This window comes from Gemmatimonadota bacterium (assembly GCA_016719105.1).
Taxonomy (GTDB): domain Bacteria; phylum Gemmatimonadota; class Gemmatimonadetes; order Gemmatimonadales; family Gemmatimonadaceae; genus SCN-70-22.
In genome coordinates, this window is the sequence record JADKAQ010000046.1 from 143,289 (window position 1) to 155,330 (window position 12,042).

Annotated in this window: 11 protein-coding genes; 6 read left to right on the plus strand and 5 right to left on the minus strand. The window is 68.9% G+C overall.

What is annotated here, in order from left to right; all coding sequences use genetic code 11:
• Nucleotides 1-94: 94 nt before the first annotated feature.
• Nucleotides 95-592 (minus strand): MarR family transcriptional regulator, encoded by a 498-nt coding sequence (locus IPN47_24850; protein MBK9411205.1) that lies wholly within the window; start codon nucleotides 590-592, stop codon nucleotides 95-97.
• Nucleotides 593-703: 111 nt separating this feature from the next.
• Between IPN47_24850 and IPN47_24855 the strand changes: the two genes are divergently transcribed.
• Entirely contained in the window at nucleotides 704-1,084 is a 381-nt protein-coding gene (locus tag IPN47_24855; GenBank protein MBK9411206.1) for a cupin domain-containing protein, read from the plus strand.
• 8 nt (nucleotides 1,085-1,092) lie between these two features.
• Here the strand turns inward: IPN47_24855 and IPN47_24860 are convergent, their stop codons facing one another.
• The gene (locus IPN47_24860; GenBank protein ID MBK9411207.1) at nucleotides 1,093-1,422 is read right to left on the minus strand and encodes a hypothetical protein; all 330 of its coding nucleotides are present in this window, start codon (nucleotides 1,420-1,422) and stop codon (nucleotides 1,093-1,095) included.
• A 431-nt stretch (nucleotides 1,423-1,853) separates the two neighbouring features.
• Between IPN47_24860 and IPN47_24865 the strand changes: the two genes are divergently transcribed.
• Complete coding sequence (locus IPN47_24865) at nucleotides 1,854-2,807, plus strand: DUF882 domain-containing protein (protein MBK9411208.1); 954 nt, start codon at nucleotides 1,854-1,856, stop codon at nucleotides 2,805-2,807.
• 137 nt (nucleotides 2,808-2,944) lie between these two features.
• Here IPN47_24865 and IPN47_24870 read toward each other — a convergent pair whose 3' ends face one another.
• The gene (locus tag IPN47_24870; protein MBK9411209.1) at nucleotides 2,945-3,511 is read right to left on the minus strand and encodes a GNAT family N-acetyltransferase; all 567 of its coding nucleotides are present in this window, start codon (nucleotides 3,509-3,511) and stop codon (nucleotides 2,945-2,947) included.
• 229 nt (nucleotides 3,512-3,740) lie between these two features.
• Between IPN47_24870 and IPN47_24875 the strand changes: the two genes are divergently transcribed.
• The 4 genes from IPN47_24875 (at nucleotide 3,741) to IPN47_24890 (ending at nucleotide 8,861) form a co-directional block, all read left to right on the plus strand.
• Nucleotides 3,741-5,009 carry an amidohydrolase family protein gene (locus IPN47_24875; protein ID MBK9411210.1) on the plus strand — a complete coding sequence of 423 codons (1,269 nt, stop codon included), beginning with the start codon at nucleotides 3,741-3,743 and terminating at the stop codon, nucleotides 5,007-5,009.
• Entirely contained in the window at nucleotides 5,006-6,958 is a 1,953-nt protein-coding gene (locus tag IPN47_24880; GenBank protein ID MBK9411211.1) for a pyrroloquinoline quinone-dependent dehydrogenase, read from the plus strand. The genes IPN47_24875 and IPN47_24880 overlap by 4 nt, the downstream gene beginning before the upstream one ends.
• A gap of 79 nt (nucleotides 6,959-7,037) precedes the next feature.
• The gene (locus IPN47_24885) at nucleotides 7,038-7,610 is read left to right on the plus strand and encodes a DUF4126 domain-containing protein (protein ID MBK9411212.1); all 573 of its coding nucleotides are present in this window, start codon (nucleotides 7,038-7,040) and stop codon (nucleotides 7,608-7,610) included.
• A gap of 24 nt (nucleotides 7,611-7,634) precedes the next feature.
• Nucleotides 7,635-8,861 carry a hypothetical protein gene (locus tag IPN47_24890; GenBank protein ID MBK9411213.1) on the plus strand — a complete coding sequence of 409 codons (1,227 nt, stop codon included), beginning with the start codon at nucleotides 7,635-7,637 and terminating at the stop codon, nucleotides 8,859-8,861.
• Nucleotides 8,862-8,886: 25 nt separating this feature from the next.
• Here IPN47_24890 and IPN47_24895 read toward each other — a convergent pair whose 3' ends face one another.
• Together IPN47_24895 and IPN47_24900 are read right to left on the minus strand one after the other, a co-directional pair.
• Nucleotides 8,887-10,548: an amidohydrolase family protein gene (locus IPN47_24895; GenBank protein ID MBK9411214.1), complete on the minus strand. Its 1,662-nt coding sequence runs from the start codon at nucleotides 10,546-10,548 to the stop codon at nucleotides 8,887-8,889.
• A 133-nt stretch (nucleotides 10,549-10,681) separates the two neighbouring features.
• Nucleotides 10,682-11,983, minus strand: a complete 1,302-nt coding sequence (locus IPN47_24900; protein ID MBK9411215.1) for a beta-lactamase family protein — start codon at nucleotides 11,981-11,983, stop codon at nucleotides 10,682-10,684.
• Between the last annotated feature and the right edge of the window lie 59 nt (nucleotides 11,984-12,042).

Here is a 12,042-nt window from a genome sequence, read left to right on the forward strand (position 1 = left end):
GGGCATCGAGCCGGGGTCATTCTCTCACAACTGAGATATCTACCGACACGAATACGGCAGGGGGTGCATTCGGTTCCCCACGCCTCGATTGCGGCTACCGGTCGCTGGCCGAATCGATCGACGCGGCGGCGAGTCCGAGTTGCTTGAGGAGGCGAGCGGCGTCGCGCTGCTCGCGCTCCTGGAGGCCCTGCATGGCGCGGGTGATGCGAGCGGCGTGACGCGGGAAGATGCGGCGCATGAGGCGCGTCCCCTCGCGCGTGAGGGCGGCGTACCGCGCGCGGCGGTCTTCGGGACAGTCGCGGCGCTCCACGAGTCCCTTCTCGACGAGGCGATCGACGAGGAAGGTGATTCCGCCGCTGGAGACGAGGATCCGCTTCTGGATCTCGCCGAGGAGCGTTTGCCCGCGATGATGGAGCAGCTCGAGGACGGCGAACTCCCCGATCGACAGCCCGTCGGCTCGCACGTCGGCCGCCGCCTGCTCGTTGACGGCGGCGTAGGCGCGAGCCAGGGTGACCCAGAGCTTGAGGGCCAGTTGCTGGTCGGCGGGGAGGTCGGCGGTGGACGCCGGCGCAGGCTCCTTGAGTTTCGGCATATATCTTAGTTGTAAGATATTGCCGTATCCCGGCGCGTCAATCACGACTGGTCCCGCGGCGAGCGGCGGGCTATTGTCTCCCCCCATTCCTCACCCGCCAGGGAGTCGTCCATGTCGTCGTCGGAGATCACGCACCACCCGTGGAGTGACGTGCCGCTCGAGACACTCACGCCTCACATCTCGCGCAAGGTCATCACCGGCGACGGGATGATGATCGCCCAGGTGTTCCTCAAGCAGGGGGCGATCGTGCCGCGGCACCAGCACCATAACGAGCAACTGACCTACATCCTCGAAGGGTGCCTGCGCTTCTACCTGGGCGAGGACGAGTCGCGCGTGCAGGACGTGCGCGCGGGGGAGGTGCTGCACATTCCGTCGTGGGCCTGGCACAAGGCCGAGGCGCTGGAGGACACGCTCGACGTGGACATCTTCAACCCACCGCGCGAGGACTGGCTCAACAAGACCGACGACTACCTGCGCAGCGGCAACAAGTAGCCGCAGGCCTAACGCGGCGTGCGGCGGCGATGCAGGACGTGACGCGCCGCCGACACGAGGGCGATGGCGACACCGGCCATGATGAGCCATCCGCCGAGCTTCGTCTGGTTGGCATGGAAGTCGGTGCGCGCCACCCAGGTCTCGCCGAGCGGCGGCGGATAGGTCCCGTTGGACAGCGAGGTCAGGGCGCTGCGCCCCACGAAGAAGAGGGCCACCCCCCCGACGAGGAGAAGCGCGGACGCGGCATCGAATAGTCGATCCTCGAAGCGGACCACGGCGGTCGGCGACGTCGCACGGTCGGGTGCAGGCGGAACGGCGGGGGTGGACGAAAGCGACACGGACGGTTGGGCGGTCGGGGGGTGAAGTCCGGGCCGCGAACTGCACGGCCCGAGCGCTGAGAAGGCGGGCGACTGAGCGGGACGCGACAGTCGGCCCGCAGGGGGACGCGTTTCAGCCTGCGCCCTCCAGAGGACGATACTCGCGGCCTGAGGGCACGCGTGACGCCGACGTGACGGCGGTCGCTATCGTAGCGATCCCTCCGTCACGACGCGAAGACGTTGCGGCGCAACGCGTTGCCCTCGCCAGCCCCCGCTCGTCCTTACCGGTGATGCCTCCTCAGCCCCCCAGCCGCCCCTCGTCGAAGGCTCGCGCCCTGTCGGCCGTTGCCCTCGCCGTGGTGGTCGTCGCCGCGGCGAGTCGTGCCGTGACAGCGGGCGAAGTCGGGTCCTTCGGAAACCCCGTCGCCCCGCCCCCACCCCGCGCGGAACTCGTGAACGTCCCCGTCGTGAGCAACGGCGCGGTGTCGTCTGCCGCCATCGACTTCGATTCGCTCAGCGGACGATCGGGAGACCTGCGGCTGCGGATCTTCACCCCCGGCGAGTTCGACGCCTATCCCGCCCTGCTGGAGCATCTGGGCGACGGCATCCGGACCCCCGGCGTGCACGGGGTGAATGCGGGCGGCGACGACGCGACGTTCGCCTTCGTGACGTTGACCCCCTGGCAGCGCAAGCTGGGGAGCTACGTGAACGGCTATCACCTGGGGTTCTGGCCCGGCGAGCGACGCTCGGTCACGGAGCAGTATGAGAATCCCGACGGCTTCATCGAGGTAACGCGCGAGAGCGCGGACACGCGTCTCTCCACGCACTTCACGCTGCGCGACTTCCTCACGCACGACCAGGCGACCGTCTGGCCCAAGTACGTCGTCCTGCGCGAAGACCTGCTCGACAAGCTCGAGCTCGTCCTCGACGCCCTGCAGTCCTTCGGCGTCGCCACGCAACATGTGGTCGTCCTCTCCGGCTTCCGCTCACCGCAGTACAACTCGCGCGGGGCGGGCGAAGGAATGGCCCGCTCGAGCCGGCACCAGTTCGGCGACGCAGCCGACATCATCATCGACGCCAATCGCGACGGTCGCATGGACGACCTCAATGGCGACGGACGCGTCGACTTCTCCGACGTTCAGGTCCTCGACCGCGCGGTGGGGCTGGTCGAGCACAAGCATCCGGACCTGGTGGGTGGGCTCGGGCTCTACCACGAAACGGGGCCAAGCGGGCCGTTTGCGCACATCGACGTCCGCGGGACGCGAGCGCGCTGGACCAATGGAGGACGCCGGGCAAGCCGCGCCGCCGGGGCCGGCTGGGGAAATGTGACGAGTTCGGTAGCTCGACCGTCTGGAGCGTGTCAGGCGGACGGCGCTATGGCCGTCCTCTGCCAGGGGCGCCGGTAGGCGGCAAACCTGCAGGGGACGGGCCTAGCAAACGCAATGGGCGACGCGCAAGCGTCGCCCATTGTGTTTGTGGAAGACGGGACGGGACGACGAGTTCGATGGCGAGCGGCGCAGCGGCTGCGTGCGCGAGCGCGCGACTACGGCGCTAGCGGGTCGGGATCTCGTCTTTCCCGTCTTCCCGTCTTCCCGTCTTCCCTCACCAGACAGTAGGTCCACTCGTCGCAGATCGCCCCATCCTTGATCGCGGCCTTGCGCGCCAGGTACGCGAGGCCGAAGCCGGCCTTCTCGAGGACGCGCGCCGATTCGGGGTTGTAGGTGAAGACGGCGGCGGTGAGATGCTGCAACTCCGTGGTGGCCCAGATCCAGTCGACGAAGCCGCGCACCGCCTCGGTCGCGAGCCCCCTCCCCCGCCACTCCGCGCCTAACCAGTAGCCCACCTCGGCACGCACCCGGTTGATATCGACGTCCGGGATGCAGGCGATGCCACCGACCACCTGGTCGTCGACGGCGATGGCGAAGTTCTGCTCGGGATGCTCGCCGGTGGCGCGTGCGATGAAGGCATCGGCATCGGCGCGCGCGTAGGGGTGCGGGAATCGGTCGCGCACCATGCGCCAGATCGAGCGATCGTTGGCGATGCTGGCAAGGCGCTCGGCGTCCGCGGGGCGCCAGGAGCGGATGGAGCAGCGGTCGAGGGGGAGTTCCATGGGTACGTGAGGGGGATTCGCGCCGCACGGGGCGGTGGAGACGTTCGTGCGACGGTTCCCCCAACCTCGGGGGGAGGTGCGTGGATGTCCAGCGTCGCTCAGAGCGCGCGCGTGTTGCTTGTGCCCGGCAGGGGTGCGGCTACATTCGCGCGCTGCGGCCGTGCGCCCGTGGAGACGCCGTGGGGCATCACCGGCCGGTCGTTCCCCCGTTCAGGTCCGAGGAATCACGATGGCGATGCATCTTCCCGGTGGCGACGGCCGACGCGCCCACCGCCGGCTGGCGTGGCGTGCGCTGCAGCTGACGGCCCTGATCTCGCTGACGGGCGCGACGCTCGAGGCGCAGGCGGTCGCCGTCACGGCCCAGCGCGTCTTCGATGGCACGAAGATGCTCGCCAACGCGGCGGTGGTCGTGGAGGGGGGGCGCATCACCAGCGTGGGGGCGCTGCCGGCCGGCTTTCGCGGGGCGCGCTACGACCTGGGCAACGCAACGCTGATGCCGGGACTCATCGACGTGCACACGCACCTGACGTGGTACTTCAACGCGCAGGATCGTTTTCACACGAACAGCGACGGCGAGACGCCGGGCCAAGGGGCGATTGCGGCATCGGCCAATGCGTATGCCACGTTGATGTCGGGGATCACGACGACGCAGTCGCTCGGCTCTCCCGAGGACCGGGACCTGCGCGACGCGATCAATCGCGGTGCGCTTCCCGGCCCGCGCCTGCTGACGTCACTCGGCTCGCTGAGCGAGGCGAGCGGGACGCCCGACGAGCTGCGGGCCAAGGTGCGCGCCTTCAAGGCGCGTGGGGCCGACGTCATCAAGCTCTTCGCCTCCAAGTCGATACGCGACGGTGGGGGCCAGACGATGACCGACGCGCAGCTGCAAGCGGCGTGCGACGAAGGCCACACACTGGGACTTCGCGTCCTGGTCCACGCCCACGCGGCCGAGGCGATGAAGGCGGCGGTGAACGCCGGGTGCGACCAGATCGAGCACGGGATCTTCGCCACCGACGAGGTGCTGCAGCTGATGGTGCAGAAGGGGACCTATCTCTCGCCGCAGTGCGGGCTCGTCTTCCGCAACTACCTCGACAACCGCGCCAAATACCAAGGCATCGGCAACTACAACGACGTGGGGTTCAAGTCGATGGAGGAGTCGATGCCGCTGGGGATCGCGACGGTCCGCAAGGTGACGCAAACGAAGGGGCTCAAGGTCGTCTTCGGGACCGATGCGGTGGCGGGGGCGCACGGGCGCAACGTGGAAGACCTCATCTGTCGCATCAACGAAGCGGGGCAGCCGCCGCTGGAGGCGCTGCACGGGGCAACGACGCTGGCCGCGCAGTCGCTGCGCCTGGCCGACTCGTTAGGGACGCTGGCGCCGCGGATGCTGGCCGACCTGGTCGCGGTGCCTGGCGACGTCACGCGCGACGCGACGGCGCTGCGCCGCGTCTTCTTCGTCATGAAGGGGGGGCGCGTCTTCAGGAACGAGCGGAGCCAATGACCGTGCCTCGATGTGTTCGCGACGCTGTGCTGCTGGCGGTGCTCGTTCCGGCAGCCGCAACGGCACAAGGGGCGGGACGGCTGGTGGAGTGGCCCACGTACGGCGGCGACGCCGGCGGCATGAAGTACTCGACGCTGGCCGACATCCACCGTGGCAATGTGTCGGCGCTGGCGCCGGCGTGGCGCTGGAACACCGGTGATGCGGCCAGCCCGCCCGCAGATTCGGGGCGGCCGGCACGCCCGGGGAACTTCCAGGCGACGCCGTTGATGATCAACGACACGCTCTACCTGCCGACTCCGCTGAACGTGGTCGTCGCGCTCGATGCCTCCAACGGTCGAGAGCTGTGGCGCTTCGATCCCGGCGCCTATCGCGCCGGGCAGCCGTCCAACGGGACGGGGTTAGTGCATCGCGGCGTGGCGGCATGGAGCGATGGGCACTCGCGCCGGATCTTCATCAACTCGCGCTGGCGCCTCATTGCGCTCGACGCCGCGACGGGGAAGCCGATTCCCTCCTTCGGGAGCAACGGGGAGGTCGACCTCACGGCCCAACTCGACCGCGCGGTGAACCGCCGGCACTACACGAACACGTCGCCGCCGGTGGTGTGGGGCGATCTGGTCATCCTTGGCAACGGCGTCGGTGACCGGCTGGCCTACAAGGGCGATCCGCCCGGCGACGTGCAGGCGTTCGACGTGCGGACGGGGCGGCGCGTGTGGGCCTTTCGCACCGTCCCAGTCGCTGGCGAGGCCGGGAACGAGACGTGGGAGCAGGACTCGTGGCGCTTCACGGGGCACACCAACGTGTGGGCGCCGTTCACCGTGGACTCGGCGCGCGGGCTGGTCTACCTCCCGGTCGGAACGCCGTCCAACGACTGGTATGGTGGGCGCCGTCCGGGGGCCAACCTGTTCGGCGAGGCGATCGTCGCGCTCGATGCGCGGACGGGGACGCGGGTGTGGCACTACCAGCTGGTGCACCACGGGCTGTGGGACTACGACCTCCCCGCCCCGCCTAACGTGGTGACGATCCGGGCGGGGGCGCGGCGCACTGACGCCGTCGTCGTCCCGACCAAGCAGGGATGGATCTTCGCTTTCGATCGGGTGACGGGGAAGCCGCTGTGGCCCATCGAGGAGCGCGCGGTCCCACCGAGCGACGTGCCGGGGGAGCGGGCGTGGCCCACGCAGCCGGCGCCGTCGAAGCCGAAGGCGTTCGCGCAGCAGGGGTTTGGCGCGGACGACGTCATTGCTTTCACGCCCGCGGTGAAGGCGGCGGCGCTCGCGCAGCTGCAACTCTTTGTCAGCGGGCCGCTTTACACCCCGCCCTCGCTCAAGGGGACGATCACGAACCCGGGGGCGATCGGGGGGGCGGGATGGGGGGGAGCCGCCTTCGACCCCGAGACCAACCTGCTGTACGTCAAGGCGACCAACTCGCCCGCGCTGTGGAAGCTCGCGCGCCGCGCCACGCCGTCCGACACCAACGACAACGATTACTTCACCGACCTCGGGGGATCGTCGTTAGGGGTGGTGGTTCCCGGCTTCGAGAAGGACGCGGCCGGGAAGCCGGTTCCGCCGCTCCCGATCAACAAGCCGCCGTACGGGACGCTCACGGCGATCGATCTCGCGACGGGGGAGACCCGGTGGCAGGTACCGCTGGGCGACACGCCGTCGGTGCGCACGCACCCGGCGCTGGCGGGGGTTACGCTGCCACCGGCGTTAGGCGTCGCCGGTTCACCGGGTCCCCTGGCGACGCGCGGGGGGTTGGTCTTCGCATCGGGGGGCGGGAACACGCTGTACGCCTTCGACGCGCGTGACGGCCGGGTGCGGTGGTCGCACGATCTGGGGACCATGGGGTATGCCAACCCCATGACCTACCGGACGCGCGCGGGGCGGCAGTTCGTGGTGATTGCCACCGGTGCGGGGGCGAACACGTCGTTGCGGGCGTTCGCGCTGCCGTAGCGTTCCGACCGGGCGACTGCCGGCGCAGCCGGCGGGGAATGGCGCCGCGCCCTGCGCGGCGCTTTCTTCTTGGCCGACCATGGAAACTCTCCTGAGCATCGCCCTGGGCCTCGGGCTCGCCGCCGCGGCGGGGCTGCGCGTCTTCGTTCCCGTCTTTGGCGCCAGCCTCGCGGCGCACCTGGGGGTGCTCCCGCTGTCGCCGAGCTTTGCCTGGGTGGGGACGTTGCCGGCACTCATCGCCTTCGGGACGGCGACAGCGCTGGAGATCGGTGCGTACTACGTCCCTTGGCTCGACCATGCGCTCGACGTCGTCGCCTCGCCGGCCGCGGTGATCGCCGGCGTCGTCGCCAGCGCGGCGGTGATCACCGACCTGCCGCCGCTCGTCACGTGGGCCGTCGCGCTCATCGGCGGTGGCGGGGCTGCCGGGATCGTGCAGATGCTCTCCGTGGGGGCGCGGGTCAAGTCGGCGGTCACCACCGGTGGGCTCGGCAATCCGGTGGTCGCCACCGGGGAAACGGTGGGAGCGATCGCGCTCACCGCGATGACGCTCCTCGTGCCGCTGGTCGCGCTCGTCGTCTGTATCGTGTTTGTCTTCCTGCTCGCTCGGTTCGTGTGGCGGCGGCGGAACCGCAGCGCCGCCACATCGTCCTGACCCTTTCACGCTTCGGAGTTCTTGATGCGCCGCCCCTTTGCCGCACTCGCCGGGTTCATCGTCGCCGCGGTCACCAGCGCCGACGCCGTACCGTTGCAGGCACAGGCCACGCGCCAGACCGATGCGGATCACTACACGCGCTATGAGTTGCTGGCGCCCGGGTCGGCCAAGTTCCGCATCATCTACGAAGTCACGGCGACGACGGCGGGGGCGACGGCGTACTTCAATCCCATCCGAAAGGGGAGCGTCGCGACCGACGAGGCGGTCTTCGACCGCATGACCGGCGCCCCGCTGCGCTTCGATGTCGTGAACGGAATGGTGGCGCGGGCCGGCGGCGTGCTGGGCGCCGACTCGACGCAGGAGTACATCCGCGTCACGCTGGCGCGCGCCGTGCCGTCGGAGGGCGAGGGACGCATCCGCATCGACAAGACCTACGAGGATGGGCGCAGCTACATCGCCGGGGGCGACTCGGTGCTGTTCATCCGCCCGTTAGGCATCCGCAAGAACGCCGTCGTCCTGCCAGCCGGCTACGAATTGGAGTCGGTGAACTACCCGTCGCAGGTGATCCGTGAAGACGACGGACGCATCGCGGTGTCGTTCATCAACACGGGCGTGGGCGAGGTGCCGTACGTGGTGAAGGGACGTCGCGCGACGAGGGCGTCCGCGGGGCGCGCCGCGGCGGGCCAGACGTCACGCCTCTCGGAGCGGGCCCACCAGGATCGGGAGATCGTGTACTTCCTGCAGCAGCCTGAGACGCACGCTTTCGACTTGTACCACGACTACACGGAATCGCGTCCGGGAATCGACAAGTACCTCAACATCGTGCGCGCCGGGAGCAAGGCATCGCGCCCCTCGGCGCGTGTCCTCGACACCGGCGACGAGCTCCCCGTGCGCACGCTCAAGGGCAACGCCATCTCGCAGGCACGCATCGACATCGGCCAGGCCGTGACCGCTGAGACCGAGGTGGTGGTGATCGACTTTCCCGCTCCCCGGGCGGGGGAGTCGAGGCGCCTGCGCATCACCGAGACGTACACCGATCCGGCGCGCTACACGCTCACGGGCGACACGCTGGTCTGGGATCGCGCCTTCGGGCGGCCGTCGAACGCGATGGTGCTGCCGGCGGGATGGGCGCTGGCCAACTGCTCCGTGCCGGCGACGGTCTCGCGCACCGACGATGGGCGGGTGCGGCTCGACTTCGTCAACCAGCGGAATGACGAGATCGCGGTGTACCTGACGGCGGTGCGGCGCTAGCGCGCACCGCCGTCAGCCCCACGACTCACGGCACGATCTTCGTCACCTTGAACGGATCGCGCACCGGATCGTTGGCCGGCGCCAGCTTGCGCGAGGCCTGCACCATGCGCTCCACCTCAGACATGAGCTTCTCGTTGTTCATGACGACGCCGTCCTTGATGGTGTGCACGATCCCCTTGGTGCGGATCATCTTGCCATTCGCGTCGAGCGTGAGGTCGCCGAACGAGTACATGAACTTGAGGTTCGCCGCCGGGTTGCCGTCGACCAGCAACAGGTCGGCCTTGTAGCCCGGGCGCACGAGCCCGAGCTGCGGCTCGAGCAACGTCTGCGCCGAGTTGTACGTGGCGGTCTTGAGGACCTCGAGGGTGTGCATCCCGGTCTCGCGCTGCAGTTGCAGCTCACGGATCGATGAGAAGCCCGGTGTGGCCCAGATGTAGTTGTCGTCGGTGCCGAACGCGACGCGCCCGCCGCGCTTGTTGAACGCGTAGATCAGGTCGCCCCACAGGCGGAAGGCCGACGTCCAGTAGTACTCGTCGTCGCTCGTCCAGTCATAGTGGAACGCGCCATGGTACGCCGGGTTCGGCATGTTCCAGTTCCACAGCGCCTGGTGCGTGTACTTGTCCGTCCACGGGAGCGACGTCGCGCGGACCATGTCACGATTGGCCTCGTACACCACGCGCGTGGGGAGCATCGTAACGCCGCACTTCACCAGCGAGTCGGCGACCTCGGTCAGGAGGCGCTCCCGGTTGGTGTAGGTCCAGACCTTCCCGGCCTCGCGGAAGCGGTCGTTCTCGTTGCCGTAGTTGTAGTTGCGCGGGAAATCCTGCGTCTTGTTGTCGAGCGCCGACTCGGCGTACCCGTAGTGGTGCTCGATCATCGTGATCCCGGCGCACGCCGCCTTCACGGCCTGCGTCACCGCGGTGTTGGAGGGCTGCAGGTGGAACGAGGTGATCATCCCGTTCTCCTTGGCCGCCTTGGCGATGGCCGTCACCAGCTCCAGCGACCAGCCTAACGGGTCCATCGAGATGACGCGGGTGCCGTTGGCCGCCATCGCCTTGACGACCTGCGGCGCGAGGGCCGGGTCGTCGAGCTGGCGCCGCGTGAACGATGTCCCGGCGCCGTAGCCTACCAGCGGGAACATGCGCGGGGCGACGATCTCGTTGGCGGCGCTCTTCTTCGCCTCCGACATCCCGTCGGCAAAGCCACGATCGGCGGCGTTCACCATGGTGGTGACGCCCATCGCGAGCTTGAGGTAGTAGACGTACTCGATCTCTTCGGGGAGCGTGCGAATGTGCGTGTGCAGGTCGATCATCCCCGGCATCACGTACTTCCCCTCGGCCTCGATGATGCGATCCCCGGTCAGGCGTGTTCCGGCGCCGCGTCGCTCGGCGGCGACCGGGTCGAAGGGGACCATCTGCGTGATCATGTTCCCCTCGATCATGATGTCGTAGGGGCCGGCCGGCGGTCCACCGTGGCCCGGGATGACCATCGCGTTCCGGATCACGAGCGACTTGTACGGCCCCTGCGCGAGGTCGCCGAAGGTACGGGTGACGACGGCGGGGGCCGCGGTGGGCGGTGCCGCGGGGCGTTGCTGCGCCGACGCGAGCGAGACGAGCGCGGGCGACAACAGGGCGGCAACGGCCAGCGGTTGGGCAAGGCGCGCAGCGCGCGAAGAGCAGGGCGACATGGGCAGCGGATCGGGAGAGGTGGCGAACGTCGGTGGGGGCGTGGGGCGGCGCCGGGAGAGGCTACGGTTCCAACGTGGGTGGGGGAAGGAGCGTTGGGGGGGGCGGGAGCGCACGCGACGCCTCCCCACCTCGCTACTTCAGCGCCGCGTACACGAGCGTCTTGAACGTATCGCCCAGCGCCACCGGCGCACCGAAGGTGTTGGTGTAGACGAGCGCGACGAGACGCTCCTTGGGATCGGCCCAGTACGTCGTGTTGAACGCCCCGCCCCACTCGAACGAACCGGCCGAGAGCGGCGACTGCGCGTCACCGTCGGTCGTCTCGAGCCCGAAGCCGAGACCGAACTTGGGTTCGAGCGCCCCGACATGATTCGTGAGCATGAGCTCCACCGTCTTGCGACCGACGAGTCGCACGCCGTCCAATTCGCCCCCGTTGAGGAAGAGCTGCAGGAAGCGCGCGTAGTCGCTCGTGGTCGAGACCAGCCCGCCGCCACCGGAGAAGTACGTCACGCGACGCAGTGGAAAGTCGGGGTGCGTGAGACCGCCGTCCCGTGCGTGCCAGCCGACCAGCGTGTCGTCCTTCATCTGGTGCAAGGCGACCAGTCGCGCCTGACGGTCGGCGGGGAGGGCGAACCAGGTGTCCTTCATCCCCAGCGGGTCGAAGATGCGCGTCCGCAAGAAGGTGTCGAAGGGCATCCCCGACCAGAGCTCGACCAACCGCCCGAGCACGTCGATCGAGAGCGAGTAGCGCCACTCGGTCCCCGGGTCGCTGTGCAACGGGAGCTTCGCCAGCGCCTCGATGCGCTCAGCGAGCACGTCACCCTCACGCCCCAAGGCGGTGAGCCCCGCCTTGGCGTAGATGGCCTTGAATTCGTCGCTCCCGATGTCGGCGTAGTCGAGCCCCGAGGTGTGCGTGAGCAACTGACGGATAGTCATCCGTCCCTTTGCGGGACGTGATTCGTAGCTCGAGTCGGCGGGATTGAACTTGGTGAGGACGGTGCGCTTGGCGAATGAGGGGAGGTAGCGGCTGACCGGATCGTCGAGCTGGAAGCGTCCTTCTTCCCAGAGCATCATCACGGCCAGTGAGGTGATGGCCTTGGTCTGCGAGGCGATGCGGAAGATGTCGTCGGTGCGCAGCGCCTCGGGCTTGCCGAGATCGCGCACCCCCCACGCCTTGTGGTAGGCGACCTGCCCGTCCTTCACGAGCATCACCACAGCGCCCGGGATCTGGCGCTGGGCGACGAGCGACTCGATCCAGCTGTCGATCCGCGCCAGGCGATCGGGGTGGAAGGCCGCGGCCGCGCGCGAGACGGCTCCGGGGCGCGACGACGTGACAGCGGGGCGGGATGGTACGGCCGCGCCCTGCGCGGCCAGCCCGAGCGGGTGGACGATAGCGGCGATAGCGAGGAGCGAACGAACGATGTGGCGCGAATGCATAGCGAAGTAACGGAGGGGAGGTGTGCGAAGGCCGCGGCGCTCGCGACGCGGTGTGAAAG